Here is a 26,501-nt window from a genome sequence, read left to right as displayed (position 1 = left end):
CGGCCAGCGGCCGGCACTACCACCAAAATGAAACGCCCCCGGCGGGCCGGGGGCGCAGGCGGATCAGTCGACGCTGATCCCGGCCAGGCGCTGCAGCGCCTCGGCGTACTTGGCGCGGGTGCGCTCGATGATCTCGGCCGGGATGCTCGGGCCCGGGGCGGTCTTGCCCCAGTCCAGCGTCTCCAGGTAATCGCGCACGAACTGCTTGTCGTAGCTCGGCGGGCTGGTGCCCACTTCGTACTCGTCGGCCGGCCAGTAACGCGAGGAATCCGGCGTCAGCATCTCGTCCATGATGTACAGGCGGCCATCGGCGTCGGTACCGAACTCGAACTTGGTGTCGGCCAGGAGGATGCCGCGTTCGCGGGCGTAATCGGCGGCGAACTTGTAGATGCGCAGGGTGGCGTCGCGCACGCGCTCGGCCAGGTCCGCACCGACCTGCTTCACCATCGCGTCGAAATCGATGTTCTCGTCGTGGTCGCCGACGGCGGCCTTGGTCGAGGGGGTGAAGATCGGCTCGGGCAGCTGCTCGGCCTGGCGCAGGCCGTCGGGCAGATCGATGCCGCTGACCTTGCCGGTGCGCTGGTAATCCTTCCAGCCGCTGCCGATCAGGTAGCCGCGGGCGATCGCTTCCACCGGCACCGGCTTCAGCTTGCGGGTGACCACCGCGCGCTTGGCATACAGGGCGGGGTCCACGCCTTCGGGCAGCACGCTGGCCACGTCGATGCCGGTCAGGTGGTTGGGCATCAGGTGCGCGGTCTTGGCGAACCAGAAGTTGGAGACCTGGCAGAGCATCTCGCCCTTGCCCGGGATCGGGTCGGGCAGGACCACGTCGAACGCCGACAGGCGATCGGTGGCCACCATCAGCAGGTAGTCGCCCGGCGGGGTCCCTGCAGGCAGCCGCTCGCGCGGGATATCGAACACATCACGCACCTTGCCGCGATGGCGCAAGGGCAGGCCGGGGAGATCGGATTGCAACAGCGTGGTTGGCACGGGCACTCCTGGGGCGTTGTCGATACGGCTGCCCAGCGGACCCGGCGGGCCCGCTGACCAGCGGGCGGCCTAGTGTAAAGCGGTCCGGGCCCGCTGTGACGTAAAATGAGCATCCATTTCGCCGGTCGACCCTGGGGCGCCATGCGCTGGTACGGAAAACTGCTCGGTTTCATCGCCGGGGCCCTGCTGTTCCGGCCCAATCCGCTGTTTGGCGCGGTAGTCGGCCTGTTGATCGGCCATGCCTTTGATTCGGACTGGTTCCGCCTGAACAAGGAGAACCCGTACCGGGAGCTGGGGCTGACCTCCGAGGCCACCGATGCCGAGATCGAGCGCGCCTACCGAAAGCTGATCTCGCAGTACCACCCCGACAAGCTTGGCGGCGCCGCCCCCGAGCTGCAGCAGCAGGCCGAGCAGAAGTCGCGGCGGATCAATGCCGCCTACGACCGCATCAAGACCCTGCGCAAGCGCTGATCCGACAGTCCCGCCTGCGGGCGGGAGAATCCTTTCCCCGTTCCGAAGGCCCCGGCCATGTCCAACTGCCTCATCGCCCCGTCCATTCTCTCTGCCAACTTCGCCCGTCTCGGCGAGGAAGTCGACAACGTCCTCGCCGCCGGCGCGGACTGGGTCCACTTCGACGTGATGGACAACCACTACGTGCCGAACCTGACCATCGGCCCGATGGTCTGCCAGGCGCTGCGCAAGCACGGCGTGACCGCGCCGATCGACGTGCACCTGATGGTCGAGCCGGTGGACCGCATCATCCCGGACTTCGCCGAGGCCGGTGCCACCTACATCAGCTTCCATCCGGAGGCGAGCCGCCACGTGCACCGCACCATCCAGCTGATCCGCTCGCTGGGCTGCAAGCCGGGCATCGTGCTCAATCCGGCCACCCCGGTGGACATCCTCGACTGGGTGCTGGATGACCTGGACCTGGTGCTGCTGATGTCGGTCAACCCGGGCTTCGGCGGCCAGGCCTTCATCCCCTCGGCGCTGGACAAGCTGAAGGTGGTGCGCAAGATGATCGATGCCAGCGGCAAGGACATCCGCCTGGAGATCGACGGTGGCGTGAAAGCCGACAACATCGGTGAGATCGCCGCCGCCGGCGCTGACACCTTCGTTGCCGGTTCGGCCATCTTCAACGCCAGGACCAGCTACCAGGACGTGATCGCGCAGATGCGCGCGAACGTTGCTGCGGCAAGGGGCTGAGCCATGGGTACGGTGGCCGTGTTGAACATCCGCCCGGCCACCGTGGCCGACGCTGGCCTGATCCTGCGCTTCATCCGCGAACTGGCCATCTACGAGAAGGCCGAGCATTCGGTGCAGACCGATGAGATCGGTATTGCCGAAAGCCTGTTCGGTGCCGATGCGACTGCCCGCGCGTTGATCTGCGAAGCCGACGGTGAGGCCATCGGCTATGCGGTGTATTTCTACAACTACTCCACCTGGCTGGGCCGCAAGGGCATCTACCTGGAAGACCTGTACATCAGCCCGGAGAAGCGCGGCGGCGGCGCCGGCAAGGCACTGCTGAAGTACATCGCCCGCCAGGCCGTGGCCGAAGGCTGCGGTCGTTTCGAATGGTCGGTGCTGGACTGGAACACCCCGGCCATCGAGTTCTACACCGCCGCCGGCGCAAAGCCGCAGGACGAGTGGACCGTGTACCGGCTGCAGGGCCAGGCGCTGCACGATTTCGCCAACGGTTGACGTGAAATGCATCCACGCATGGCGTGGATCTACGGCCGGCAAAAAAAAGCCACGCCAATCACTGGCGTGGCCTCGCTGCATGCGTGGGAGGCTGATCCTGCCTCCATCCGTCGTCCCTGCTATGGCCTTCCATTCTCCAGCAGCTGAATGACATCTGCGTGACATTCACCGCGGGCAAACAGCGCATTGCTAGCCTGTGCCACCGCATCCCTGGAAGCTCTGCATGACCACCCCGCGCTGGCGCCTGATCCTCAACGGCAAATCCGCCGGCAACGATGAGTTGCGCGACGCCGTCGGCCATTGGCGCGGACAGGGCGTGCAGCTGGAAGTGCGGGTGACCTGGGAAGACGGTGACGCCGAACGCTACGTGGCCGAGGCGATCGATCATGGCGTGGACGTGATCGTGGCCGCCGGTGGCGATGGCACGCTCAGTGCGGTGGCCGAGACACTGGCACATCGTGAGGAGCCGGCAGATGCGCTGCCCTCGCTGGCGCTGATTCCGATGGGGACCGCCAACGATTTCGCGACTGCTGCCGGCATTCCCACTGAGCCGAAGGAGGCCTTCGCCTTGATCGGGCAGGCGACGCCGCACGCCATTGACCTGTTGCGCGTGGACGCCGATGGCACGCAATGGTGGTGCGCCAATCTCGCCAGCGGTGGCTTCGGCACGCAGGTGACGGTGGAGACCGATGCCGGCCTGAAGAAGATGCTGGGCGGGCTGGCCTATGTGATCACCGGCATCGCCAAGCTGGGCCGCATCGAGCCGATCACCGCGCGGCTGTCCGGCCCGGATTTCGCGTGGGAAGGCGACTTCATCGCCCTGGGCATCGGCAATGGCCGGCAGGCCGGCGGTGGCCAGCAGTTGTGCCCGCAGGCCGTGATCGACGATGGGCTGCTGGATGTCACCGTGCTTCCGGAACTGGAGGGTGAGGTCACCGCCACGCTCGGCCAGATGCTGAAGTCGGGCACCCAGGCGGCGCTGGAACAGCTGGCCACGCGTGCGCGGCTGCCGTGGCTGCAGGTGGAGTCCGAGCGCCCGTTGACCCTCAACCTGGACGGCGAACCAGTCCAGGCCCGCCAGTTCCGCATCGCGTGCGTGCCGGGCAGGGTGCGCATGCACCTGCCGGTCGGTTGCCCGTTGCTGGCGGGGTAGGCGGGGTAGAGTCGACTGTTAGTCGACTTACGCGTGTAGCGCCGGTTTTACCGTCGGGACGAAGAGCAGTCGACTAACTGTCGACTCTACCGGTTCCCGCGCCGGTCCCCCACCGGTCCCCGCCATGAGCCCTGTGCTTTCCCGTGGTTCAGTTTCCCAGGGTTCCCCTCCCGCCCCGGCTGCGATACAGTCAGGGGGTGTCCAGCCTGACGACCCCGCATACCCTTTCTTCCGCACGCCGTTGGTGGCGATGGTGGCCCGTTGCCGTCGTCCGCCCCCATAACGCTGTGTCCCGGAAGGAAAGTCGTCTTGAACTCGCACGCTCAGTTTCAGCAGCAGGCCGCTGAAGGCCACACCCACATTCCCGTCGTCCGTGAAGTGCTGTCCGACCTGGACACGCCGCTTTCGGTCTATCTGAAGCTCGCCGACGGCCCCAATACCTACCTGTTTGAATCCGTCGAAGGCGGCGAGCGCTTTGGTCGTTACTCGATCATCGGCCTGCCGGCGCGTCGCGTGTACGCCTTCCATGGCCACACGCTGACTGTGCGCGAAGACGGCCAGGTGGTGGACACCCGCGAGGTGGCCGACCCGTTCGCCGAAGTCGAGGCGCTGCGCAGCGCCCACTCGGTGCCGAAGCTGGAAGGCCTGCCGGGCTTCACCGGTGGCCTGGTCGGCTGGTTCGGCTTCGAGTGCATCGGCTACATCGAACCACGCCTGGCCCCGCCGGCCGGCCGCGATGAGCTGGGCACGCCGGACATCCTGCTGCTGGATTCCAACGAGCTGGCGGTGTTCGACAATCTCAAGGGCCGGCTGTACCTGATCGTGCACGCCGACCCACGGGTCGAGGGCGCCTTCGAGCAGGCCCAGGCACGCCTGGATGCGCTGACTGCCAAGCTGCGCGCGCCCGGCGCCGGTTATCCCGCACCGCTCAACAGCGACGTGCTGGACGAGTCCGACTTCGTCTCCGGCTTCACCCGCGAAGGCTTCGTCGATGCGGTCCAGCGCAGCAAGGAATACATCCGCGCCGGTGACATCTTCCAGGTGGTGCTCAGCCAGCGCCTGAGCGTGCCGTTCAAGGCGCGCCCGGTGGATGTGTACCGCGCGCTGCGTGCACTGAACCCGTCGCCGTACATGTACTTCCTGGATGTCGGCGACCTGCAGGTGGTCGGTTCATCGCCGGAAATCCTGGTACGCCTTCAGGACGGCGAAGTCACCGTGCGCCCGATCGCCGGCACCCGCCCGCGTGGCGCCACGCCCGAGCTGGACCTGGCGCTGGAAGCCGAGCTGCTGGCCGATCCGAAGGAACGCGCCGAGCATCTGATGCTGATTGACCTGGGCCGCAACGATGCCGGCCGCGTCTCGAAGGCAGGTACCGTGGAGGTGGGCGAGCAGTTCGTGATCGAACGCTACAGCCACGTGATGCACATCGTCAGCGAAGTGACCGGGCAGCTGCAGCCGGGCCTGAGCTATGCCGACGTGCTGCGTGCCACCTTCCCGGCCGGCACGGTCAGCGGCGCGCCGAAGATCCGCGCGCTGGAAGTGATCCGCGAGCTGGAACCGATCAAGCGCAATGTCTACGCCGGCAGCATCGGCTACATCGGCTGGCACGGCGATGCCGATACCGCGATCGCGATCCGCACCGCGGTGATCAAGGACGGCCGCCTGTACGTGCAGGCCGGCGCCGGCATCGTCTACGACTCGGACCCGGACAAGGAATGGGATGAGACGATGAACAAGGGCCGCGCGCTGTTCCGCGCCGTCGCCCAGGCCGCCAAGGGCCTGTAACCTTCCCATTGTCGAAGGCTGTCCGTCGCGCGGTGCAAGGGATGCGCCGCGCCCACTTGAATGGGTTCTTGCAGATCATGAAAAGCGCCACCTCCCGGTATATGCCGCACATTGATGGACTGCGCTGCGTCGCGGTGCTCGCGGTCCTGCTCTTCCACTTCGGGGTGCCTGGGCTCGGCGGTGGCTATGTCGGCGTCGACATCTTCTTCGTGATCAGCGGCTTTCTGATCACCTCCATCATCCGAGGTGAGCTGGTGGAGACCGGTGGTTTCCGCTTCGCCAACTTCTACACGCGTCGGGTCCGGCGCATCCTGCCCGCACTGATCGCCACCCTGCTGGCTACCACGGTCCTGGCCGTGCTCAGCCTTACGCCAGCCGATCTGGTCGCGTACGGCAAGTCTTTGTTGGCCTCGGCGCTGTCGGTATCCAACCTGCTTTTCTGGTCGGAAAGCGGCTACTTCGATGCGGCCTCGCAGACTAAGCCCCTGCTGCACACCTGGTCGCTGAGCGTGGAGGAGCAGTTCTACCTGGTGTGGCCTGCGTTCCTGTTCCTCTGCTACCGGTTCGGCGGCCGCCGCGGTATCGCCTGGGGCATCGTCGCCGCAGCAGCAGCCAGTTTCCTTGCCAACCACCTGGTGGTGGCCAGGCAGAGCGTGGGTTTTGCTTCGGATCTCTTCTTCCTGCCGCACTTCCGTGTGTTCGAGTTCGCCATCGGCGCAGCCGGCTGCTTCATCGCCGCGCGGCTGCCGGCATCGCGCTGGCTCCACGAAGGCATGTTTGCCGTCGGCGCTGCCCTGATCGTGTATTCGATCGCCACCCTGGTGGAAGGCGACGTATTCCCGTACACCAACGCCATTGCGCCGTGCGTGGGCGCGCTGCTGGTCATCGCATCGAGCCGCTCCCGTGCGACCACGTTGCTGCTGGCCAATCCCCTGGCGGTCTGGTTCGGCAAGATCAGCTACTCGCTGTACCTGACCCATTGGCCGGTAGTGGTATTCGTCACCCAGTTCATGCCGCACTGGTCGTGGGCGGTACAGTTCAGTCTGATGGTGGTGATGTCCCTGGTGACGGCCGTGGCGCTGCATCATTGGGTGGAAGTGCGATTCCGCTATGTCGATCCGGCCGCGCCCAAGGGGGCGCTGGTGGGCCGCACGCTGGCCGCCTCGCTGTTCTGCTGTGCGCTGGGCGTGGCGGTGCTGGCATCCAACGGCATGGTTTGGCGCTACCAGTACTTTACCCCTGGCATGGTCGGGCCGGGCACGGCGGCCAGCGCCCCCGTCCAGCATGCAGCGGCACGCGCCGAAGTGTCGGTGTTCCAGCCGCTGGGGGCCGCCGACATCGAGGCCGGCAAGGGGCGCCGATTCGAAGGCCTTGCCGCAGCCTGCAATGTGCAGTCGCTGCGGGATCCAGCGCGCTGCCCCATGGATCGGCCGGTGCAGGTGCTGCTGTTCGGCAACTCGCATGAGCCCGACGGCTTCAACGCCTTCGCGCAGATCTACGGGCGAGACCGCCGCGTGAACCTGGTCAATTTCGGTACCGTCAACGACTGCAAGGTGGTGCTGGAGCGGGGCCGCATTGCATCGCCCACGCCGGAACTGGCATGCGATACCCGCTTCGCGGCGCTGGACGATGAACGCTTGGTGCAGGCGCTGGACGTGATTGTCTACAACACGCACCAGGGATTTGACCCTGTTGCCGCCGACCTGTGGCGGATCCTCGAGATCTTGAAGACGCGCAACCCGCAGTTGAAGATCATCGCGATCGGCTCCTTCCTGCAAACCACCTCCGACTGCGCGTCGCTGTACAACCGCTACGGAAGCTTCGATGCATGCAAACGCCCGGACCTGGTGAATTACTTCAACCCGGATGAGCGCGCCAAGTCGACCATTCCGCAGGTGAAGTCGCTGCCGTACCTCTACATCAGCAAGTACGAATTGCTGTGCGGCGGCAATGCTATGGAGGGCTGCGTGATGGAGGCCAACGGCGAGCCGGCCTTCTACGACCAGCATCACCTGTCCCTAGGCTACGCGCGCTTCCTGGGCCAGCGGCTGGCCAAGCGGCATGCCGCCGACCTGGTTGCTGCCGGCCTGCCTGAGCCCGTTTCCAGTGAGGAGTAGATGATGAAGCTGCTGAGCGCATTGCTGTGGTCGTCGCTGCTGGCCACGATGGCCCCGTCTGCGTGGGCGCAGGCCAATACCATTCCCTCGCAGCCGCATCTGCTGGTGAAGGGGCAGGGTACCCGCACGGTGATGCCCGATCGGTTCGGCCTGCAGCTGAACATCGAAGAGACCGACATGGATGCCGACGCGGCGCGCCGCCGCGTGCAGGACAACGTGGCGCGCGTGCTGGCACTGTTCAAGCAGCACAAGGCGGTGGAGGGCAGCGTGCGTGCGGACAACCTGCGGATCGGCCCGGCCACGCGCTATGAGCAGAACCGGCAGGTCTTCATCGGTACCCGCGTATCGCGCCAGCTGCGTGCCAGCTTCGCCAGCGTGAAGGCGATGCAGGATGTTCTGGGGGCGTTGAAGGCCAACGAGAACGTACAGGTGAGCAGCCTGGCGCCGACCTATTCGGGCGAAGTGACGCTGCGCCGCGAACTCAAGGGCGAGGCAGCGGCCCAGACCCGCGAGTCCGCGCAGGGCCTGGCCAAGGCCTATGGAACAAGAGTGCGTGGCCTGTACAGCATCTCCGATGTGGCGCCGGACTTCGCCTACGGCATCCGGGCCGGGCAATGGCCGCAGCAGGGCGAGGACGGCGGGGACCTCGACAGGATCTCGGTGACCGGCAGCTACGCGCCCGCCTCCGCGCCCGCGCCCGCTGAGCCCGAATCCATTGAAGCCGGCCCCATCACCTACATCGAAAACGTGTACGCCATTTTCCTGATAAGCGACGGAACCTGACCATGTTGTGGATGATCGACAACTACGACAGCTTCACCTACAACCTCGTGCAGTACCTGCAGACGCTGGGCGCCGAAGTGAAGGTGGTGCGCAACGATGTGATGAGCGTGGACGAGATCGCCGCGCAGAAGCCCGAGCGCATCGTCATTTCGCCCGGCCCGTGCACCCCCAACGAAGCGGGCGTTTCGCTGGAGCTGATCGAACGCCTGGGCCCGACCACGCCGATCCTCGGCGTGTGCCTGGGCCACCAGGGCATCGGCCAGGTCTACGGCGGCACCGTCATCCGCGCCGGCAACATCATGCACGGCAAGACCTCGCCGATCCGCCATGAAGGCAAGGGCGTGTTCGCCGGCCTGCCGGACCGCTACCAGGCCACCCGCTACCACTCGCTGGTGGTGGACAAGAACAGTCTGCCCGACTGCCTGGAAGTGACCGCCTGGACCGAGAACGAGGACGGCTCGATCGAAGAGATCATGGGCCTGCGCCACCGCCAGTTCCCGGTGGAAGGCGTCCAGTTCCATCCCGAATCCATCCTCACCGAACACGGCCACGCGCTGCTGCGCAATTTCCTCCAGCGCCCGGCGGCCTGATCCAAGGAGCATACCCATGAGCTTCTCCCCCCAGGAAGCCCTGCATCGCACCATCGAGCACCGCGAAATCTTCTTCGACGAAATGGTCGACCTGATGCGGCAGATCATGCGCGGCGATGTGTCTCCGATGATGACCGCCGCGATCCTCACCGGCCTGCGCGTGAAGAAGGAGACCGTGGACGAAATCGCCGCGGCGGCCACCGTGATGCGTGAATTCGCCCGGCCAGTGCCGGTGGCCGATACCTCCAACCTGGTTGATATCGTCGGTACCGGTGGCGATGGCTCGCACACCTTCAACATCTCCACCTGCTCGATGTTCGTCGCGGCCGCCGCCGGCGCGCGCGTGGCCAAGCATGGCAACCGCAGCGTGTCGTCCAAGTCCGGCAGTGCCGATGCGCTGGAAGCGCTGGGCGCGGTGATCGAACTGCAGCCGGATCAGGTGGCCGCGGCCATCGAGCGGACCGGCATCGGCTTCATGTTCGCGCCGATCCATCATCCGTCGATGAAGGTGGTCGCGCCGGTACGCCGCGAGATGGGCGTGCGCACCATCTTCAACATCCTCGGCCCGCTGACCAATCCGGCCAGCGCGCCGTCTGTGCTGATGGGCGTGTTCCATCCCGATCTGGTGGGCATCCAGGCCCGCGTGCTGCGCGAACTGGGCACCGAGCGCGCGATGGTGGTCTGGGGCCGCGACAACATGGACGAGATCTCGCTGGGGGCGGGCACCCTGGTGGGCGAGCTGCGCGACGGCAAGGTCCGCGAGTACGAGATCCACCCGGAAGACTTCGGCATCGCCATGTCGGCCAGCCGCAACCTGCGCGTGGACGGCCCGGAACAGTCCATCCAGATGCTGCGCGCGGTGCTGGACAACGAGCCGGGCCCGGCGCTGGACATCGTGGCGCTCAATGCCGGTGCCGCCCTGTACGTTGCCGGCGTGGCCAGCGATATCGGCGATGGCCTGGCCCGTGCCCGTGCCGCCATCGCCAATGGCAGCGCCCGCCAGCGCCTGCAGCAGTACATTGAAACCACCCGCGCGCTGGTTGCCTGAGCGCGCGGTTCAGCCTGACCCCGTCGATGGCCCGATAATGGCCGTCCTCACCGCCCCCGCACCGACCCGAAGACGATGAGCGACATCCTGCAGACGATCCTGGCCCGCAAGGCCGAAGAAGTGGCCCAGCGCCGCGCCCAGCGCCCGCTCGAGGAGCTTCAGGCCGCCGCGGCCAGCGCCCCGCCGGTACGCGGCTTCGTGCGCGCGCTGCAGGCGGCGGTGGCCAATGGCGACCCGGCGGTGATCGCCGAGGTGAAGAAGGCCAGCCCGTCCAAGGGTGTGATCCGCCCGGACTTCCGCCCGGCCGACATCGCCGTCAGCTACGAATTCGGCGGTGCCAGCTGCCTGTCGGTGCTGACCGACGTGGACTTCTTCCAGGGTGCCGACGCCTACCTGCAGCAGGCCCGCGAGGCCTGCACGCTGCCGGTGCTGCGCAAGGACTTCGTGATCGACGCCTACCAGGTGTACGAAGCGCGCGTGCTGGGCGCCGACTGCATCCTGCTGATCGTGGCCGCGCTGGACGACACCCAGCTGGCCACCTTGTCCGAACTGGCGCTGTCGCTGGGCATGGACGTGCTGGTGGAAGTGCACGACATCGACGAACTGGAGCGTGCGCTGCAGGTGCCGGCACCGATGATCGGCATCAACAACCGCAACCTGCGCACCTTCGAGGTGTCGCTGCAGACCACGCTGGACATGCAGCAGGCCGTGCCGCGCGACCGCCTGCTGGTCACCGAGAGTGGCATCCTGGGGCCGCAGGACGTGGCGCTGATGCGTGATGCCGGCATCCACGCGTTCCTGGTGGGCGAGGCCTTCATGCGCGTGGAAGAGCCGGGCGAGGGCCTGCGTCAGCTATTCTTCGCGGCATGAAAACGCACTATCCGACGCCGCGCGAGGATGCGCCGCTGGTGGTCTTCGACTTCGACCACACCCTCTACGACGGCGATTCGGGCACCCATCTGTTCGCCTCGCTGATCAAGCGCAACCCGTTGCGCATGCTGGCGGCGCTGCTGGTCACGCCGATCGCCGGGCCGATGGTGGCGCTGCTGCCGACCCGTCGTGCCGGCATTTCGGTCTACGTGTGGATCGGCAGTTTCGGCCTGCACCGTGCGCGCGATTTCAACAAGGTGATCGACGCCTACGTGCTGCGCAACGAGGCGCAGATGCGCGCCAAGCTGCTGCCGCAGGCGCTGGAGGTGTTCGCCGCGCACCGGGCCAAGGGCGACCGCGTGGTGGTTGCCACAGGTGCGCCGCCGGAGCTTGCACGCGCGATCCTGGCCTTCGTGGCCCATCAGGATGTGCCGGTGATCGGTACCGAGGTCGGCCCACGGCTGGGCGGCGTCGGTCCAACCCGTCACTGCCACAACGAAGAGAAAATGCGCATGCTGCGCGAGCGCGGCTACGGCGATATTGATATCGCCTACTCCGACAGCACCGCCGACCTGCCGCTGCTGCTGGCGGCCAAGGCACCGGTGGTGGTGAACCCGAAGCCGGGCCGGGTGGCGTTCTTCCGCCGCGTGCTGCCCGCCGGCACCCGCATCCTCAACTGGGGCTGCGTGGACCGTGGTGGCGACAAGGCCTGATCCAAGGGTCAGATCCCCGAAGGGGCTCTGACCCCATCTCACGGTGAATGATCCGCCGGGCATGGCCCGGCGCTACCGGAAAAGGCGCGGGTAGCGCCGGGCCATGCCCGGCAAGCGCTCAGCGGCCCAGATGCCCGTAAACCGCGTGGCCGATCTGGAACAGGCTGATGCCCAGCACCAGCACGCCCACGGCCACCAGCACCCAGCGCTCCTTCACCCGCTTGACCAGGATCGCCGCCACCGGCGCGGCCATCATGCCGCCGATCAGCAGGCCGGCGACGATCTGCAGGTGCTGCACGCCCATCGACAACAGGAAGGTCGCTGACACCGTCAACGTGACCACGAACTCGGCTGCGTTGACTGTTCCGATGGTGGTGCGCGCCTGGCCGCCGCGGGCGAGCAGGGTGGACGTGGCGATGGGCCCCCAGCCACCGCCGCCGCTGGCGTCGAGCAGGCCGGCGAAGAAGCCCAGCACCGGCACCCGGCGGATCTCGCCCTTGGGCATCCAGCGCCCAGCGGCGCGGGCCAGGATGATGATCGCCAGCACCAGCAGGTACAGGTAGATCAGTGGCCGAATGATCTCGCCCGGGAGCTGCGTGAGCACGTACGCGCCCAGGGCGCCGCCCACTGCGCCGGGCAGGGCCAGGCGCAGAAACAGGCGCTTATCGACATTTCCGGCTGCGAGGTGCGACACCCCCGAGGCGCCCGTGGTGAACACTTCAGCGGTGTGGATGCTGGCGCTGACCTGCGCCGGCGGCAGGCCCATGCTCAGCATCACCGACGAGGACACCAGGCCGAACGCCATGCCCAATGCACCGTCCACCAGCTGTGCGCCCAGGCCGATGAGGATGAACCACCAGAATTCGCTGCTCAGCTCCATGCACCGAGCCTAGCGCGCCAGGGAGTGCGGACCAAGGTCCGCACCCACCGGGTGCTCAACGGTCAACGGGTGCCGTACAGCACCACGGTCTTGCCGCGGGCATGCAGCAGGCCGTCGGTCTGCAGTTTCTTCAGCACGCGGCCGGCCATCTCGCGCGAGCAGCCGACCAGGCGCGCCAGCTCCTGCCGCGATACACGCAGCTGGCTGCCTTGCGGATGGCTCATCGCCTCCGGTTCCTGCGCCAGGTCGTGCAGGGTGCGCACGATCCGGTCGGTCACGTCCAGGAATGCCAGGCGGCTGGCCTTGCGACTGGTGTCGAGCAGGCGCTTGGAAATCTGCTGGCCCAGCGCATACAGCAGGCGCGGGGCATCGGCCGACAGCGGGCCGAGGAACAGCTGATGCAGGCGCTCGTAGCTGATTTCGGCCAGCTCGCAGGCGGTACGGGTCCGCAGGATCACCTCGCGGCGGTCCGATTCGACGAACAGGCCCATCTCGCCGACGAATTCGCCGGCACCAAAGTAGCCCAGCACCAGCTCGCGATCGTCATCTTCCTCGGCCATGATCGAAACCGAGCCGCTGATGACGTAATACAGGGTTCCCGCCGGGTCCCCGGGCCGGAAGACGTCGGTACGGGTGGGGTATCGCCGCCTGTGGCTGTGCGCCAGGAAACGATCGATTGTGGCGATATCCAGGGCCAGTGGACTGCTAGCTAGGCGCACGGTTGACACGATAGGAGCGCTCCCTCTGCGCATGAACGGATTCACGGGGTCGATAGCGGAGCTTAACCAGCGCAATTGTTAAGGGCAAACAGTGTGCCAGATGTGAGCGCTCTTCACGTTCCCCCCGGGGGCAGTTTGCCCCATAATTCCCCCTTTCCCTTCTTACACAGGAATCGACCGCCGTGGTCAAGCCGTTGCCTCGCCTGAGGCTGCAGGGTTTCAACAACCTCACCAAGGCGCTGAGCTTCAACATCTATGACGTGTGTTACGCGCGCACCGAAGAGGAGCGTCAGCGTTACATTGAATACATCGATGAAGAGTACAACGCCGACAGGCTGACTCAGATCTTGACCGATGTCGCCGAGATCATCGGCGCCAACATCCTGAACGTGGCCCGCCAGGACTACGACCCGCAGGGTGCCTCGGTGACCATCCTGATCTCCGAAGAACCGGTGATCGACAAGAAGCTGGCCGGCAAGGAGCTGATCTCCGACGCCGTGGTCGCGCACATGGACAAGAGCCACATCACGGTCCATACCTACCCGGAGACCCATCCGCAGGAAGGTATCGCGACGTTCCGCGCGGACATCGACGTGGCCACCTGTGGCGTCATTTCCCCGCTGAAGGCCCTGAACTACCTGATCGAGAGCCTGGAATCGGACATCGTGATCATGGACTACCGCGTCCGTGGCTTCACCCGTGATGTGAAGGGCAAGAAGCACTTCATCGACCACAAGATCAACTCGATCCAGAACTTCCTGGCCAAGAACATCAAGTCGCGTTACGAGATGTTCGACGTCAACGTCTACCAGGAAAACATCTTCCACACGAAGATGCACCTGAAGGACTTCGACCTGGACCAGTACCTGTTCGAGGAAAAGGCCAGGAACCTGTCGTTCAAGGAGCGGATGAAGATCGAGGCGCTGCTCAAGCGCGAGATCGAAGAGTTGTTCCACGGCCGGAACCTGTCCGAGTAAGCCCCATGTGCGATGCCCGCAGGCATCGCCACCCAGGCGGGACGACCCGCCCCGTGGAACTGGCGTCGCACGCGCGATTGGCTCCATGGTGATGTACCGACCCACGGCCCGGTGTGAAAACACCGGGCCGTTTCGTTTTTTCCCCAAAAGGTAAGGAGCCCCCACCCATGCCCTGGATCTACCTGCTGCTGGCCGGCCTGTTCGAGATCGGTTTCGCCCTCGGAATGAAGTACTCCGAAGGCTTCAGCAAACCCCTGCCCACCGTTGCCACGGTGGTGTCCGCCCTGATCAGCCTGTACCTGATGAGCCAGGCGATGAAGAGCATCCCGGTCGGCACGGCCTATGCGATCTGGACCGGCATCGGTGCCATGGGCGTGGCGGTGCTGGGCATCTATCTGTTCAACGACAGTGCGTCGCCGGCCCGCCTGGCCTGCGTGGGCCTGATCGTGGCCGGCGTGATCGGCCTGAAGCTGGTCTCGCCCAACTGATTGATGGCCCGACCAACGGTCGGGCCCCACCGTCGGCCCCCCCCGCACCTCCTGGTAGGCCCGCACCGTTGGTGCGGGCGACCCTTCAAATGCGGTAGGCGATGGTCTTCATCACCCTGGAGGCCAGTGCCATCGCGCCCGGAATCGGGAACGGAAGGCGGCGTGCGCCGGCCTGCTCGGCGTGCTCGGCATGGCGGGCCTCGTCCTCCTTCATCACCTGGATGACCGCGCGGCTGCGCAGGTCGCCGGGCGGCAGGTCGACCAGATGCTCGTCCAGGTGGGCCTCCACTTGGCGCTCGGTCTCGACCACGAAGCCGAGGTTCCAGCCGTCACCGCGCAGCCCGGCCAGCGTACCGATGGTATAGCTGCCGGCGTACCACAGCGGGTTGAACAGGCTGGGACGGCTGTCCAGTTCGGCCAGCCGGGTGGCACACCAGGCCAGATGGTCGGTCTCTTCCTGGGCCGCTTCCAGCAGGTGTTCACGCGTGGCCGGGTCGCGGGCCACGGCGGCCTGGCCGAAATACAGGCCCTGCGCACAGACTTCGCCGACGTGGTTGATCCGCATCAGGCCGGCGGCATGGCGGCGCTCGGCGCTGCCCATGCCGGGCTCGTCGGTCTCCGCAGCCGGGTAGGGGCGGGCCGCCGGTGGGTTGCCGAACACCGTGTCCAGGGCGCGCTGCGCCTCGGTCAGCAGGTGGTCCAGCGGGGTGGTCTGGCGGAGCACGGTCATGGCAGTACGCGGTGGGGCGGAAGTCCCCCCGATTCTCGCCCGGCCCTGCGTCCGTGCCAACCCGGCCTGACGGTCCACTTGCAAGTGGCTGGCAAGGCCAGTACAATCCCGCCTCTTGCGCTTCACCTTTTCACAACGCGTGGCAGAGTTCCGGCGAGCCTTTCGCCGCAATGAGCCCGACCTAACCTAGAGTTCTTCATGAGCACTTTCACTGCCAAGAACGAGACCGTCCAGCGCGACTGGTACCTCGTCGACGCCGAGGGCAAGACCCTGGGCCGTCTCGCCACCGAGCTGGCCCGCCGTCTGCGTGGCAAGCACAAGCCGGTCTACACCCCGCACGTTGATACCGGCGACTACCTGGTCGTCATCAATGCAGAAAAGATTGCCGTCACCGGCAAGAAGCTGCAGGACAAGATGTATCACCGTTTCACCGGTTACATCGGCAACCTGAAGACCGAGTCCCTGGCCCAGGCGCTGGAGCGCCACCCGGAGCGCGTGATCGAGATCGCCGTCAAGGGCATGCTGCCGAAGGGCCCGCTGGGTCGCCAGATGTACCGCAAGCTCAAGGTCTACGCCGGCACTGAGCATCCGCACGCCGCACAGCAGCCGCAGGTTCTGGATATCTAATCATGGCTATCACTCAAAACTACGGCACTGGCCGCCGCAAGTCCTCCACCGCTCGCGTGTTCCTGCGCAAGGGTTCGGGCAACATCACCGTCAATGGTCGTCCGCTGGACGAGTTCTTCGGTCGTGAGACCGCGCGCATGATCGTGCGCCAGCCGCTCGAGCTGACCAAGAACACCGAAAGCTTCGACATCCTGGTCACCGCCGCTGGCGGCGGCACCACCGGCCAGGCCGGTGCGATCCGTCTGGGTATCGCCCGTGCGCTGGTCGAGTACGACGAAAGCCTGAAGTCCGAGCTGCGCAAGGCTGGCTTCATGACCCGCGACGCCCGCGAAGTCGAGCGTAAGAAGGTCGGTCTGCACAAGGCCCGCCGCGCCACCCAGTTCTCCAAGCGCTGATCTGCTGCGCCTGGTTGGGCTCCTTCGGGGGCCCGCTGGATGGAAAAGCAAAAGCCCGGCTTCGGCCGGGCTTTTGTCGTTTTGGAGTCAGGCATTTCGTGGTTGCCGGCCAGCGGCCGGCACTACCCGTCTTTTTGCATGTCCGACCCCGGGCCTCTCTCTGGAGAAGAGCCCCCTTGTTGTTCAAGGGGGTGCGCCGACAGGCGCGGGGATAAGGTGGAATGCGCGACCAAATTAAAAGCAAAAGGCCAGATCTTTCGATCTGGCCTTTTGCTTTTAATTTGGCTGCCCCGGATGGATTCGAACCACCGAATGCCTGAGTCAGAGTCAGGTGCCTTACCGCTTGGCGACGGGGCAAAACGTACAACGATTTTCTCACTTGTCACGCTGAAAAACAACTTCATTTTCAGTGTGGTGGCTATGGGTGGACTCGAACCACCGACCCCAGCATTATGAGTGCTGTGCTCTAACCGGCTGAGCTACATAGCCTTGGTGAGCCCGCTATTCTGCGGATGTGTACCGTCCCTGTCAACACTTTTGTGCCGTGCTTGTGGGCCGACAGAGGGCGTGGGATAGTCCCGGGCAGTAGATTTTCTTAGGAGTCCGCATCGTGATCGATCCGGACGGCTATCGACCGAACGTCGGCATTGTGCTGATGCGGCAGGACGGCCAGGTGTTCTGGGCACGACGCGTGCGCCGGGATGGTTGGCAGTTCCCGCAAGGGGGCATGAACACCGATGAGACGCCCGTCGAGGCCATGTATCGTGAACTGCAGGAAGAAACCGGCCTGCTGCCTGAGCATGTGGAAGTGCTCGGGGCCACGCCCGGTTGGCTGCGCTACAAGCTGCCGGCGCGGGCCATCCGCCGCAACGAGCGGCAGGTCTGCATCGGCCAGAAGCAGGTCTGGTTCCTGCTGCGCCTGACCGGCGACGAATCCCATGTGAAGCTGGACCACACTGACTCGCCCGAGTTCGATCATTGGCGCTGGGTCGATTTCTGGTACCCGGTGGAGCATGTGGTGGTGTTCAAGCGCGGCGTCTATGCGCGCGCACTGCGTCATCTGGCGCCTTTGGCGCGCGGGGTCGCCGGGCAGGGCGTAACCGCCATGCCCAAGAGCGCCGCCGAGGCTTGGATGCCCGGCCACACGGCCGGCCACGACCGCCCGCGCAAGCGCCCGCGGACGCGCGGCTACTGGCCGAAGAAGGCCACGGGTGATGGCCCAGCCAGCTGACGGGCTGAACGGTATCGAGAATGGTTCAGGTCTCTGATTGACAACCATTCTCGTTTCCATTGGAATAGCCACCAGGCCGCTCCTGGCCTGTCAGCCCGGTTCCCGCCTGTGTACGTCTGCATCTGCAACGGAGTCACCGACCACCAGATCCGCGAAGCCGCCAGCCATGGTGTCAGCACGGTGGCCGAACTGACCATGCGGACCGGCTGTGGTGCGACCTGCGGTTCCTGCCTGGACATGGCCGCGGACCTCTTGGCCAAGGCGCGTGCGACCCACGATCTGCCGCTGCCGGTATTGGGCCTGGCCCAGGTTGCCTGATCGTTTCTTCGCGGCGCATTGACGCCGCGCTTTCGCATCCTTCACGCGCGGCCGCACAGGCCAATGCGCACGATTCGCGTTCCTTCACGGCCGCAGGCAAGGCGTTAAAGTGCCTGCGTTTTCAGCGTGCAGGAGCATCCCATGAAGGGCGACACCAAGGTCATCGAATTCCTCAACAAGGTCCTCTACAACGAGCTGACCGCGATCAACCAGTACTTCCTGCACGCCAAGATGCTGAAGAACTGGGGCATCAAGGAACTGGCCGAGCACGAGTACAAGGAATCGATCGACGAGATGAAGCATGCCGACATGCTCGCCGACCGCATCCTGTTCCTCGAAGGCCTGCCGAACTTCCAGGCGCTGGGCAAGCTGCGCATCGGCGAGAACCCGACCGAGATCCTGCAGTGCGACCTGTCGCTGGAGCGCGACGGCGTGGTCACCCTGCGCGAGGCCGTCGCCTATGCCGATTCGGTCGGCGACTATGTCAGCCGCCAGCTGTTCGTGAAGATTCTCGATTCGGAAGAAGAACACATCGACTGGCTGGAAACCCAGCTCGACCTGATCGAGCGCATCGGCGAGCCCAAGTACCTGCTGAGCAAGCTGGAAGAGTGAGTCAGCTGTCCTGGCCGGCACGATGCTGCGCCAGGTAGCCCGTCAGCGCCACACGTGCCCGGGCGAATTCGGCAACCAGCAGCGCGACCGCCACCGCGGGGCGCTGCAGGCTGCCACCACGGGCCTCGCGTTCGATGCGCTGCGCGACCGCCGACAGCGACAGGGCTCCCACGTTCGCACTCGACGATTTCAGGCTGTGCGCGACCGCCTGCAGGCGGGGCTCGTCGCCGCTCTGCGCGGCCTGCTGCAGCTGCTGCACCATCGCTGGCGCATCGTCAAGAAAGACCGACACGATCTGGATGGCGGCGTCGCCGATCACCGCGTGCAGTTCGTCCAGCACATCGCGGTCGAGTACCGGTTGTGGCTTGGAGCCCACTCGGCTGTCATCGTCCTGCAGAGCCGAGCCATGCTCGGCTGATGGAGCCCCACTGCTGTTGGCCGTCAGCCGAGCCATGCTCGGCTCTACAGAAGGCCGTGCAGGTGATGCGGCTTTACCGCTACCCCAGCGCTTCAACAGCGCATGCAGCGTGGCGCGGGCGATCGGCTTGGACAGGTAATCGTCCATGCCAGCCTGCAGGCAGCGCTCGCGGTCGCCGGCCATGGCATTGGCGGTCATCGCGATGATCGGCAGGCGCGCTCGCCCGGTTTCCGCTTCTTCCGCACGCCAGTGGCGCGTGGCGGCGTAGCCGTCCAGCACCGGCATCTGGCAATCCATCAGCACGATGCCCACGCCGCCTTCGCGAAGAGCGGCCAATGCCTGCTCGCCATCGACGGCGTTGCGCACCTCGCACTGGAATACGCGCAGCAGCTGCTCGGCCACCATCCGGTTGACCGTATTGTCTTCCACCAGCAGCACGCGCAGGTGCAGTGGCGGCAGCACCGGCGCGGGTACCCCATCTCCGGCACTGGAAAGCAGGGCGGCAGGACGGGCAGGCGTGACAGGTGCGGCCAGGAGTGCATGCAGTGCGGCATCGTCGAAGTGCGTGGGCAGCTGGCGCTGGCGCGGTCGTTGCGCTGGTGCGTCATCCTGCAGCCAGAGCACCTGCAGTGCGTCGTCGTCACCGCGCTCGGCCAGTGCCTGCTGCAGCATCGCCTCGCCGCTGCGCCGCGCGCGTGCATCGACCAGCAGCCACGCCGGTGCCGGTTGCCCGGGTTGCGGCGCGGTGCGCAGCTGTTCGACCACGGCGTCCAGCTGGCTCAGCATCTGCACCTGCAGCCCATGGTGGGCGGCGATGCGCTCGATGCGTTTCTGCAGCATTGCATCGGCACTGAACAGCAGCAGCGCTGTCGGCGCGCGGGCCATCGCCGGCAGGTCGCCGGGCACCTTCAGCAGCGGAATCTCGAACCAGAACGTAGCACCCTGGCCGGGCGTGGACTGCACGCCGATCTGCCCGTGCATCAGGTCGATGATGCGCCTGCAGATGGCCAGGCCCAGGCCGGTGCCGCCGTAGATGCGCGTGGTCGAGGCATCGGCCTGGCTGAAGGACTGGAACAGGCGTGCCTGCAGTGCCTCATCGATGCCGATGCCGGTGTCGATGATCTCGAAGCGCAGCTGGTGCTGGGCCGCGCCTTCGCCCAGCCGCTGCACGCGCAGTTGTACCTGGCCGCGCGCGGTGAACTTGATGGCATTGGCCAGAAGATTGCTCAGCACCTGGCGCAGGCGTACCGGGTCGCCGCGCACCGGCAGGCGCACCGACGGGTCAAGCTGCAGGGTCAGGGACAGGCCCTTGGCGTCGGCGGCGCGCTGCATCAGCTGCACCACGCCATCCAGCAGATCGCGCAGGTTGAAGCTGGTGATTTCCAGTTCCAGCGCCTGTGCTTCCAGCCGTGAGTAGTCGAGGATGTCATCGACGATGCGCAGCAGCTGCTGTGAACTGGCCGAAGCGGTGGCCAGCATCTGCCGCTGGTCCTCGCCCAGCGGCCCGTGCGCGATCAGCTCCAGCATCGGCAGGATGCCGTTGAGCGGGGTGCGGATCTCGTGGCTCATGGTGGCCAGGAACTCGCCCTTGGCCAGCACCGCTGCTTCGGCGGCCTGCTTGGCCTGCAGCAGCTGCTGTTCCAGCTGGCCCTGGCGTTCGGTGGTACGGCGCAGCTGGTCGCGTTCGACGGCGAGCGCATCGTGTGCGCGTTGCAGCCGGGCCAGTGCACGGCTGCGTGCGCGCAGGCGCAGGCCCAACAGCAGCGCCACGGCGGCCGCGGCAAGGGCAACCAGCAGCACGCCCCACAGCGGCACGTCAGAGCACCGCGTTGTGGAAGTCGAAGTTCAGGTCGCTGCCGGCCGACTGCACCATGTTGCCCTGGATGTAATCGACGCCGCCGACCCACATCGCCGCGGCGGCCTGTGGGTCCTCGATCTGCTGCCCGATGATCTGCAGCCCGGCCGCATGTGCCTGTTCGATCGCCTTGCGCAGTTCCTCGCGCGTGGCCGGGTTGGCATGGCTGCTGGAGAAGCGCGCGGCCATGCGCACGAACGACAGCGGCAGCTGGGTCAGCAGGGCGTCGGCTTCGCCGCTGGGCTCGAACTGGCTCAGGCAGAAGCGCACCCCGGCGCCGGCCATGCGCTGGCAGAACTGTTGCAGCGGCACGGTGTGGATCAGTGCGTCGGGCAGGCGCACGTCGATCACCAGCGCACTGCCCGGCAGGTCACGCTGCTGCAGCGATTCCAGCAGCCAGTCGGCGAAGGCATCGCGCTGCAGGGTGCGCAGCGACTGCGAGACGAACAGGTTCAGCGGCGGCGTGGCGTGCCGGTAGAGATCCAGCAGGCCCAGCGCGTGGTCCATCACCTGCTGGTCGAGGTCGGCGATACGGCCTGCCGCTTCGGCGGCCGGAATAACCTGGCCGGCCGCCAGCACCGTGCCATCGGCCTGGCGCAGGCGCAGCAGCAGCTGGTACTGCGCGGTGTTGCCACCGGCGACGGCGACGATCGGCTGATAGGCCAGCTCCAGCTGGCCTTCCAGCAGTGCCAGGTGCTCCTGTTCGGTGACGGCCTGGCGGTGCACATGGCCCGCCACACCGGCGCTGAGCAGGCGTGCCTGCAGGGTGGTGCGCTCGATCGCTTCCAGTGCAGCGTTGGCATCGTCGAAGCCCGGCGACAGCGGCGCATAACCCACCACGCCGCGCAGGTGCACCGATTCGTCGTCGCGGATCACGAAGGCACGCGCCGACAGCTGCTCGCGCAGGGAAGCGGCGATGCCTTCCAGGGCATCTTCGTCGGCGTTGCGGGCCAGCAGCAGGAAACTGTTGTCGTTCAGGCGTGCCAGCAGGTGTGGATGGCCGGCCTCGGCCAGGCGCTGCCCGGCCTGTACCATCAGGCGCTCGAAGGCGGCATAACCATAGCGTTCGCGCAGCCCCAGCGCGCTGGCCACTTCGATGAAGAACACACCGCCCCGGTCGCGGTGGGCGAGTGCGGTGTTGAGCTGCTGCAGCACGTGATGGCGCGTCGGCAGGCCGGTTTCCGGATTGCTGGTGGCCGGTACGCCGCTGGCACCGGGCAGGGTCGCGGCCTGCGCACGTGCGCGGCGGATGCGGTTGGCCACGGCGGCGATCAGGTGGCGCGGGCGGATCGGCTTGCTCAGGTAATCGTCGGCGCCGCTGTCGAGCACTTCGAACTGGCGCTCTGGATCCGGATCGCCGCTGAGGAACACGATCGGCAGCAGCTGCAGGCCGGGCTGCTGGCGGATCAGTGCGGTCAGCCGCATGCCATCCAGTCCGGGCAGGTGCAGATCCATCAGGATCAGGTCGGGACGGTGTTCCTTGATCGCCTGCAGCGCGCCATCGGCGTCGCTGTGCACGATCGCCTGCATGCCGGCGCCGTGCAGCACGCTCTGCGCGAACAGGGCCTGGGCGCGGTCGTCCTCGACGATCAGCACGCGGTAGGGCGAATCGGAGGCCAACGGCGCCTGGTCGTTGTTGCCAGCCTCGGCCAGGAAGGCCGGGCCCGGCAGAGGCGGTGGCGCGCTGCCGATCGATGCGGGCATGTCGGAGCTGGCCAGCGGCGGAACCACTGCGGGTACTGCGGCGACCGCGCTCGCCGGCTCCGCGGCCCAGCGTTGCCAATGATCGGCCGGAGGGGATTCAGCGCGTCCCGGGCGGGCGCCCGCGGGGGATTCGTTTGCGGCCATCGGTGCTCCTGGTGTTCGCGTCCATTATGCGACAAGCCCGAGGTTCAACCGGTACCCGGCTGGCGCGGACCGTCCGGCGACGCACTGCGTGCCAGCCAGCGCACGCCCTTCCACAAGGTGCGCCAGACCAGCCACACCAGCAGCGCGCCCGCCAGGCTGCAGGCCAGCACCACGATCAGCGCGATCCACGGGTGTGCCAGGGCCAGGGCCAGGCCCCCGACCACCACGGTGTCCTCGGCGGCGGAGGCCACCCAGTTGCTGGCAGGCTCGGGCGAGGTATTGAGCAGGGCACGGGTGCCGGCTTTCAGGCCATGGCTGGCCAGCGCGACACCGGCACCGGCAGCAAGTGCGCCGGTACCCAGCTGCCCATCCGGCGACAGCGTGGCTGCGGCAAGGAAGGCACCTGCGGGTACACGTGCCAGGGTCTGCACCAGATCCCACGCCGAGTCCACGCCGGGAATCTTGTCGGCGAAGAATTCGGTCACCGCCAGCGCCGCCGAAGTGCCCAGCACCCACCACGATTCAGTAGCCTGCAGGGCCGGTGGCAGGTCGACCCAGCCGAGCAGGCCGGCCAGGCCGACACCGAACACGGTGAGGTAGACGCGGATGCCGGCCAGCCAGGCCAGCAGGATGCCGATCACGAACAGGTGGGCTTCGGTCATGGCGATGCTCCGGCGACGGAACTGTGCAGGGGACCACACTATCGACGATGGCATGCCTGAACGCCACAGACCGTGGCTCGCTGCTGCGCAGGAAACCCACCCGTCCTGTCATACACTAGCCCGTCGTTTGCCACAGGGGCCGTACCGGTGTCGCCCTTGCGATACCCCGGAAACCACCCATGACCAACCGTCCTCCCATGCGCGTGCAGGTCCGCCTGCCCGGCGCGCCGCAACCGCCTGCCGACCGTCGCCGCCTGCTGGTGATCGGCGGCATCTGGCTGCTCAGCCTGGTGCTGGCCGTGCTCGGTGGCTGCTGGATGGCCACCCCGCGCGATGCCCAGGGCCAGCGCCTGCAGGCCGCCGAGAAGCGTGCCGAGACGCTGCAGGCGCAGCTGACCGAACTGCGCCAGAAGCAGGCCACGCTGGAAGCCTCCGACCGCATCAGCCGCGCTGCCAACACCGAGGTGCAGTCCTCGCTGGCCGAGCGCGATGAGGAAATCGCCGGCCTGCGTGCCGACGTTGCCTTCTATGAGCGCCTGGTGGGTTCGACCAGCCAGCGCAAGGGCCTGAACACCCATTCGATCGAGTTCAGCCCGGAAGCGGCCGGCACCTGGCAATACACCGCCGTGCTGACCCAGAACCTCAACCGCGGCGCCATCAGCCAGGGGCAGATGCGCTTCACCGTGGAAGGCGTCAGGAACGGCAAGCTGGCCACGATCAGCTGGGATGATCTGCACCAGCGCAGCAAGGTACCGGGACAGGATTACTCGTTCCGGTACTTCCAGCAGCTCACCGGCAGCGTGATGCTGCCGGCTGACTTCACCCCGCAACGCGTGCGGGTGACATTGGGGAGTGGTACGGGGGGTACCACCCAGGTATTCGACTGGAAACAGGCCGGTGCGCCGGCCGCCAAAGGGGAGTAGGCAGATGTTCGGAAGCAGCAAATCCAACCGTGAAGGCCAGCTGGTGGTGGATGCCCTGATCGGCAACCAGGTGGTGATCCGCGGTGATGTGGAATTCAGTGGTGGCCTGTACGTGGAAGGCCGCATCCATGGCAAGGTGATCGCCGCCGAAGGCGCCAGTGGCGCGACCCTGACGGTCGCCGAGCACGGCGTGATCGAGGGCGAAATCCGGGCCCAGGTGGTGGTCATCAGCGGTCGCCTGGACGGCGATGTACACGCCACCGAGAAGGTCGAGTTGACCCCGAGCGCACGGGTCAATGGCAACGTCCATTACCAGGTGGTGGAGATGAATGCGGGCGCCCAGCTGAACGGCCGCCTGATCCATGCCAGCGCCCCGATGGCGGCCCTGCCGGCGCCGGAAGGCGATGAGGCCAATGGCGGCAAGGGCGACACTGCTGCACGCCGCAAGCTGGCCGAGGCGATGGCTTGAAAGCCATCCCCGGCACCCCCATGCTGACATCATGAGCACGCTAGTCTCCCTGCCCGGCGCCACTCCGGTTGCCGCGCCCGATTACCAATCGCTGGAGCGCCCGCTGAACTTCACCGAGTCGGCGGCCGCCAAGGTCAAATCCCTGATCCAGGAAGAGGGCAACCCCGACCTGGCCCTGCGCGTGTACATCGAAGGCGGTGGCTGTTCGGGCTTCCAGTACGGGTTCGAGTTCGACGAGAACCGTGCCGAGGACGACCTGGCGGTACAGACCAGCGGGGTGACCCTGCTGGTCGACCCGCTCAGCCTGCAGTACCTGATGGGCGCCGAGGTGGATTACACCGAGAGTCTGACCGGTGCCCAGTTCGTGATCCGCAACCCGAACGCAAAGACCACCTGCGGCTGCGGCAGCAGCTTCAGCATGTAAGAGCCCTGTGGCCAGGATGTGCCAACCACGGTTGGCACCCACCAGAGCGGATCAGTTGATCCACGCCGTGCGTGGATGCTCTGTGCCTCCATGCACACAACAGCAGATTGCGCACAGCGCCGACCTTGCCACCCGCATCGATTGGCGGCACGCTTGCCGGATGCCCAATACTTCTTCGCCGCTTTCCGGTTTCGCCTTCGTTGGCGAACCGCTGGAGCGCGCCGATGCCCTGCGCGACGATGCCGATGCACTGGCGCGCCTGTGGCCGGGCGCGCGCATTCTCGTGCTCGATCAGGACGGCAGCGCCTTTACCGGCGATGACGACCAGCCGCTGGCGCTGACCGGCGCCGACATCGGGGGTGGTCCCGGCTCCGCGATCTTCCTCGGCCTGCGCGGGGAACAAGCATGGTTCTCGGTTGAAGCCGCCAGCGTCACCGTCACCGCACCACGTCGCCTCGACCTGCGCCAGGCCGCGCTGCTGTGGTCGATGGCCGATGCGACCGCCTTCAGCTATGCCCGCGGCATGTCTTACTGGCACTCGCGCACCCGCTTCTGCGGTGTGTGCGGCGGCGCCGTGGCGTTTGCCCGAGGCGGCTTCGTCGGCCGTTGCGCGCAGTGTTCCACCGAGCACTACCCGCGTGTCGATCCCGCCGTGATCGTCGCCGTGGAGAACCAGGGCCGGCTGCTGCTGGGCCGGCAGTCGAACTGGGCCCCGCGTCGTTACTCGGTGCTGGCCGGCTTCGTCGAACCCGGCGAGACGTTCGAGCAGACCGTGGTGCGTGAAGTGCACGAGGAGAGCAAGGTGCGGGTGACCGCCTGCCAGTACCTCGGTTCGCAGCCGTGGCCGTTCCCCGGCGCGCTGATGATCGGTTTCCGTGCACAGGCGCAGGATGACCTGCCGACTGTGGATGGCGAACTGGAAGACGCGCGCTGGTTCACTGCCGATGAGGTTGGCGCAGCATTGGCACGCGATGCGGACGACGATGGCCAGGGCATCCGCCTGTCGCCGCCGATCTCGATTTCGCGCGGCCTGATCGAACACTGGTACCGCGAGCAGCAGGGCTGAACCGGGCTGCGGCCGGGCCGGTTGTGGCTGCTGTATTGCCGCCACCTGAACACGGCCCGGGTTACAGTCCGGTTCACCGCTGAGGGGCGCCGCTGCGACAGGTAAGGTA

The 26,501-nt window shown here is 66.5% G+C and carries 29 protein-coding genes and 2 tRNA genes; 22 read left to right on the top strand and 9 right to left on the bottom strand.

Annotated features, from left to right (window positions below):
* Positions 1–63: 63 nt before the first annotated feature.
* Positions 64–990 (bottom strand): phosphoribosylaminoimidazolesuccinocarboxamide synthase, encoded by a 927-nt coding sequence (locus G370_RS0116090; RefSeq protein ID WP_019661515.1) that lies wholly within the window; start codon positions 988–990, stop codon positions 64–66.
* 141 nt (positions 991–1,131) lie between these two features.
* On the opposite strand from G370_RS0116090, the gene G370_RS0116085 reads away from it, so the two are divergent.
* From G370_RS0116085 to G370_RS0116035, 11 genes are all read left to right on the top strand, one after another.
* A complete protein-coding gene (locus tag G370_RS0116085; RefSeq protein WP_008265098.1) occupies positions 1,132–1,461 on the top strand; it encodes a J domain-containing protein in 330 nt (109 codons plus the stop codon).
* Positions 1,462–1,518: 57 nt separating this feature from the next.
* Positions 1,519–2,196 carry a ribulose-phosphate 3-epimerase gene (gene rpe / locus G370_RS0116080; protein WP_019661514.1) on the top strand — a complete coding sequence of 226 codons (678 nt, stop codon included), beginning with the start codon at positions 1,519–1,521 and terminating at the stop codon, positions 2,194–2,196.
* A gap of 12 nt (positions 2,197–2,208) precedes the next feature.
* Positions 2,209–2,691 (top strand): GNAT family N-acetyltransferase, encoded by a 483-nt coding sequence (locus G370_RS0116075; RefSeq protein WP_026347198.1) that lies wholly within the window; start codon positions 2,209–2,211, stop codon positions 2,689–2,691.
* 223 nt (positions 2,692–2,914) lie between these two features.
* The gene (gene yegS, locus G370_RS0116070; RefSeq protein WP_019661512.1) at positions 2,915–3,844 is read left to right on the top strand and encodes a lipid kinase YegS; all 930 of its coding nucleotides are present in this window, start codon (positions 2,915–2,917) and stop codon (positions 3,842–3,844) included.
* A 309-nt stretch (positions 3,845–4,153) separates the two neighbouring features.
* Complete coding sequence (gene trpE / locus G370_RS0116065) at positions 4,154–5,629, top strand: anthranilate synthase component I (RefSeq protein WP_014648670.1); 1,476 nt, start codon at positions 4,154–4,156, stop codon at positions 5,627–5,629.
* Between the two features lie 77 nt (positions 5,630–5,706).
* The gene (locus G370_RS1000000121100; RefSeq protein ID WP_195670310.1) at positions 5,707–7,746 is read left to right on the top strand and encodes an acyltransferase family protein; all 2,040 of its coding nucleotides are present in this window, start codon (positions 5,707–5,709) and stop codon (positions 7,744–7,746) included.
* A gap of 3 nt (positions 7,747–7,749) precedes the next feature.
* Entirely contained in the window at positions 7,750–8,529 is a 780-nt protein-coding gene (locus G370_RS0116055; protein WP_032955477.1) for an SIMPL domain-containing protein, read from the top strand.
* A 2-nt stretch (positions 8,530–8,531) separates the two neighbouring features.
* Entirely contained in the window at positions 8,532–9,119 is a 588-nt protein-coding gene (locus G370_RS0116050; RefSeq protein WP_019661509.1) for an anthranilate synthase component II, read from the top strand.
* Positions 9,120–9,135: 16 nt separating this feature from the next.
* Positions 9,136–10,167 carry an anthranilate phosphoribosyltransferase gene (gene trpD / locus G370_RS0116045; protein ID WP_019661508.1) on the top strand — a complete coding sequence of 344 codons (1,032 nt, stop codon included), beginning with the start codon at positions 9,136–9,138 and terminating at the stop codon, positions 10,165–10,167.
* A 75-nt stretch (positions 10,168–10,242) separates the two neighbouring features.
* Complete coding sequence (gene trpC, locus G370_RS0116040) at positions 10,243–11,037, top strand: indole-3-glycerol phosphate synthase TrpC (RefSeq protein WP_019661507.1); 795 nt, start codon at positions 10,243–10,245, stop codon at positions 11,035–11,037.
* Positions 11,034–11,750: a haloacid dehalogenase-like hydrolase gene (locus G370_RS0116035; protein ID WP_019661506.1), complete on the top strand. Its 717-nt coding sequence runs from the start codon at positions 11,034–11,036 to the stop codon at positions 11,748–11,750. Before trpC ends, G370_RS0116035 begins: the two co-directional genes overlap by 4 nt.
* Positions 11,751–11,868: 118 nt before the next feature.
* Here G370_RS0116035 and G370_RS0116030 read toward each other — a convergent pair whose 3' ends face one another.
* Positions 11,869–12,630, bottom strand: coding sequence for a sulfite exporter TauE/SafE family protein (locus G370_RS0116030; protein ID WP_019661505.1), 762 nt, complete (start codon positions 12,628–12,630; stop codon positions 11,869–11,871).
* A 62-nt stretch (positions 12,631–12,692) separates the two neighbouring features.
* The gene (crp, locus tag G370_RS0116025; protein WP_010482649.1) at positions 12,693–13,382 is read right to left on the bottom strand and encodes a cAMP-activated global transcriptional regulator CRP; all 690 of its coding nucleotides are present in this window, start codon (positions 13,380–13,382) and stop codon (positions 12,693–12,695) included.
* A 149-nt stretch (positions 13,383–13,531) separates the two neighbouring features.
* Between crp and speD the strand changes: the two genes are divergently transcribed.
* Together speD and G370_RS0116015 are read left to right on the top strand one after the other, a co-directional pair.
* Positions 13,532–14,326: an adenosylmethionine decarboxylase gene (gene speD / locus G370_RS0116020; RefSeq protein ID WP_019661504.1), complete on the top strand. Its 795-nt coding sequence runs from the start codon at positions 13,532–13,534 to the stop codon at positions 14,324–14,326.
* A 167-nt stretch (positions 14,327–14,493) separates the two neighbouring features.
* Positions 14,494–14,814: a DMT family transporter gene (locus G370_RS0116015; protein WP_005419816.1), complete on the top strand. Its 321-nt coding sequence runs from the start codon at positions 14,494–14,496 to the stop codon at positions 14,812–14,814.
* An 85-nt stretch (positions 14,815–14,899) separates the two neighbouring features.
* Here G370_RS0116015 and coq7 read toward each other — a convergent pair whose 3' ends face one another.
* Entirely contained in the window at positions 14,900–15,544 is a 645-nt protein-coding gene (coq7, locus tag G370_RS0116010; protein WP_019661503.1) for a 2-polyprenyl-3-methyl-6-methoxy-1,4-benzoquinone monooxygenase, read from the bottom strand.
* 198 nt (positions 15,545–15,742) lie between these two features.
* On the opposite strand from coq7, the gene rplM reads away from it, so the two are divergent.
* Entirely contained in the window at positions 15,743–16,171 is a 429-nt protein-coding gene (gene rplM, locus G370_RS0116005; protein WP_005414692.1) for a 50S ribosomal protein L13, read from the top strand.
* Positions 16,172–16,173: 2 nt separating this feature from the next.
* On the top strand, positions 16,174–16,566 hold the full coding sequence (gene rpsI / locus G370_RS0116000; protein WP_019661502.1) for a 30S ribosomal protein S9: 393 nt from the start codon (positions 16,174–16,176) through the stop codon (positions 16,564–16,566).
* Positions 16,567–16,848: 282 nt separating this feature from the next.
* On the opposite strand, the gene G370_RS0115995 is transcribed toward rpsI, so the two are convergent.
* Together G370_RS0115995 and G370_RS0115990 are read right to left on the bottom strand one after the other, a co-directional pair.
* A tRNA-Gln gene (locus G370_RS0115995) sits at positions 16,849–16,923 on the bottom strand.
* A 55-nt stretch (positions 16,924–16,978) separates the two neighbouring features.
* Positions 16,979–17,055, bottom strand: a tRNA-Met gene (locus tag G370_RS0115990).
* A gap of 121 nt (positions 17,056–17,176) precedes the next feature.
* On the opposite strand from G370_RS0115990, the gene G370_RS0115985 reads away from it, so the two are divergent.
* The 3 genes from G370_RS0115985 (at position 17,177) to bfr (ending at position 18,727) form a co-directional block, all read left to right on the top strand.
* Positions 17,177–17,797, top strand: a complete 621-nt coding sequence (locus tag G370_RS0115985) for an RNA pyrophosphohydrolase (protein WP_019661501.1) — start codon at positions 17,177–17,179, stop codon at positions 17,795–17,797.
* Between the two features lie 108 nt (positions 17,798–17,905).
* Positions 17,906–18,115, top strand: a complete 210-nt coding sequence (locus G370_RS0115980; protein ID WP_019661500.1) for a (2Fe-2S)-binding protein — start codon at positions 17,906–17,908, stop codon at positions 18,113–18,115.
* Between the two features lie 141 nt (positions 18,116–18,256).
* Complete coding sequence (bfr, locus tag G370_RS0115975) at positions 18,257–18,727, top strand: bacterioferritin (RefSeq protein WP_005414691.1); 471 nt, start codon at positions 18,257–18,259, stop codon at positions 18,725–18,727.
* Position 18,728: 1 nt separating this feature from the next.
* Here the strand turns inward: bfr and G370_RS0115970 are convergent, their stop codons facing one another.
* Genes G370_RS0115970 through G370_RS0115960 form a run of 3 tightly spaced genes read right to left on the bottom strand, consistent with a single transcriptional unit; the run spans position 18,729 to position 23,510 of the window.
* Entirely contained in the window at positions 18,729–20,960 is a 2,232-nt protein-coding gene (locus G370_RS0115970) for an ATP-binding protein (RefSeq protein WP_019661499.1), read from the bottom strand.
* Between the two features lies 1 nt (position 20,961).
* Positions 20,962–22,848 (bottom strand): EAL domain-containing protein, encoded by a 1,887-nt coding sequence (locus G370_RS0115965; RefSeq protein WP_019661498.1) that lies wholly within the window; start codon positions 22,846–22,848, stop codon positions 20,962–20,964.
* 44 nt (positions 22,849–22,892) lie between these two features.
* Positions 22,893–23,510, bottom strand: coding sequence for a DUF4126 domain-containing protein (locus G370_RS0115960; protein WP_019661497.1), 618 nt, complete (start codon positions 23,508–23,510; stop codon positions 22,893–22,895).
* Positions 23,511–23,689: 179 nt separating this feature from the next.
* Between G370_RS0115960 and G370_RS0115955 the strand changes: the two genes are divergently transcribed.
* From G370_RS0115955 to nudC, 4 genes are all read left to right on the top strand, one after another.
* A complete protein-coding gene (locus tag G370_RS0115955) occupies positions 23,690–24,433 on the top strand; it encodes a DUF6776 family protein (RefSeq protein WP_019661496.1) in 744 nt (247 codons plus the stop codon).
* Between the two features lie 4 nt (positions 24,434–24,437).
* Positions 24,438–24,902 (top strand): bactofilin family protein, encoded by a 465-nt coding sequence (locus G370_RS0115950; protein WP_006398829.1) that lies wholly within the window; start codon positions 24,438–24,440, stop codon positions 24,900–24,902.
* 31 nt (positions 24,903–24,933) lie between these two features.
* Positions 24,934–25,326: an iron-sulfur cluster insertion protein ErpA gene (gene erpA, locus G370_RS0115945; protein ID WP_005419789.1), complete on the top strand. Its 393-nt coding sequence runs from the start codon at positions 24,934–24,936 to the stop codon at positions 25,324–25,326.
* 160 nt (positions 25,327–25,486) lie between these two features.
* Positions 25,487–26,392, top strand: a complete 906-nt coding sequence (gene nudC, locus G370_RS0115940) for an NAD(+) diphosphatase (protein WP_019661495.1) — start codon at positions 25,487–25,489, stop codon at positions 26,390–26,392.
* Positions 26,393–26,501 lie beyond the last annotated feature (109 nt).

The organism is Stenotrophomonas hibiscicola ATCC 19867, from assembly GCF_000382065.1.
Lineage (GTDB): Bacteria > Pseudomonadota > Gammaproteobacteria > Xanthomonadales > Xanthomonadaceae > Stenotrophomonas > Stenotrophomonas hibiscicola.
The sequence above is the reverse complement of the archived record's forward strand: the minus strand, read 5'-3'. Positions and strand labels throughout refer to the sequence as shown.

Bases quoted from the DNA above. Each gene is read 5' to 3' on its own strand.
- G370_RS0116085 (WP_008265098.1), top strand. From the start codon at position 1,132: ATGCGCTGGTACGGAAAACTGCTCGGTTTCATCGCCGGGGCCCTGCTG.
- rpe (WP_019661514.1), top strand. From the start codon at position 1,519: ATGTCCAACTGCCTCATCGCCCCGTCCATTCTCTCTGCCAACTTCGCC.
- yegS (WP_019661512.1), top strand. From the start codon at position 2,915: ATGACCACCCCGCGCTGGCGCCTGATCCTCAACGGCAAATCCGCCGGC.
- G370_RS1000000121100 (WP_195670310.1), top strand. From the start codon at position 5,707: ATGAAAAGCGCCACCTCCCGGTATATGCCGCACATTGATGGACTGCGC.
- G370_RS0116055 (WP_032955477.1), top strand. From the start codon at position 7,750: ATGAAGCTGCTGAGCGCATTGCTGTGGTCGTCGCTGCTGGCCACGATG.
- G370_RS0116050 (WP_019661509.1), top strand. From the start codon at position 8,532: ATGTTGTGGATGATCGACAACTACGACAGCTTCACCTACAACCTCGTG.
- trpD (WP_019661508.1), top strand. From the start codon at position 9,136: ATGAGCTTCTCCCCCCAGGAAGCCCTGCATCGCACCATCGAGCACCGC.
- trpC (WP_019661507.1), top strand. From the start codon at position 10,243: ATGAGCGACATCCTGCAGACGATCCTGGCCCGCAAGGCCGAAGAAGTG.
- G370_RS0116035 (WP_019661506.1), top strand. From the start codon at position 11,034: ATGAAAACGCACTATCCGACGCCGCGCGAGGATGCGCCGCTGGTGGTC.
- G370_RS0116030 (WP_019661505.1), bottom strand. From the start codon at position 12,630: ATGGAGCTGAGCAGCGAATTCTGGTGGTTCATCCTCATCGGCCTGGGC.
- crp (WP_010482649.1), bottom strand. From the start codon at position 13,382: ATGCGCAGAGGGAGCGCTCCTATCGTGTCAACCGTGCGCCTAGCTAGC.
- G370_RS0116015 (WP_005419816.1), top strand. From the start codon at position 14,494: ATGCCCTGGATCTACCTGCTGCTGGCCGGCCTGTTCGAGATCGGTTTC.
- coq7 (WP_019661503.1), bottom strand. From the start codon at position 15,544: ATGACCGTGCTCCGCCAGACCACCCCGCTGGACCACCTGCTGACCGAG.
- rplM (WP_005414692.1), top strand. From the start codon at position 15,743: ATGAGCACTTTCACTGCCAAGAACGAGACCGTCCAGCGCGACTGGTAC.
- rpsI (WP_019661502.1), top strand. From the start codon at position 16,174: ATGGCTATCACTCAAAACTACGGCACTGGCCGCCGCAAGTCCTCCACC.
- bfr (WP_005414691.1), top strand. From the start codon at position 18,257: ATGAAGGGCGACACCAAGGTCATCGAATTCCTCAACAAGGTCCTCTAC.
- G370_RS0115965 (WP_019661498.1), bottom strand. From the start codon at position 22,848: ATGGCCGCAAACGAATCCCCCGCGGGCGCCCGCCCGGGACGCGCTGAA.
- G370_RS0115960 (WP_019661497.1), bottom strand. From the start codon at position 23,510: ATGACCGAAGCCCACCTGTTCGTGATCGGCATCCTGCTGGCCTGGCTG.
- G370_RS0115955 (WP_019661496.1), top strand. From the start codon at position 23,690: ATGACCAACCGTCCTCCCATGCGCGTGCAGGTCCGCCTGCCCGGCGCG.
- G370_RS0115950 (WP_006398829.1), top strand. From the start codon at position 24,438: ATGTTCGGAAGCAGCAAATCCAACCGTGAAGGCCAGCTGGTGGTGGAT.
- erpA (WP_005419789.1), top strand. From the start codon at position 24,934: ATGAGCACGCTAGTCTCCCTGCCCGGCGCCACTCCGGTTGCCGCGCCC.
- nudC (WP_019661495.1), top strand. From the start codon at position 25,487: ATGCCCAATACTTCTTCGCCGCTTTCCGGTTTCGCCTTCGTTGGCGAA.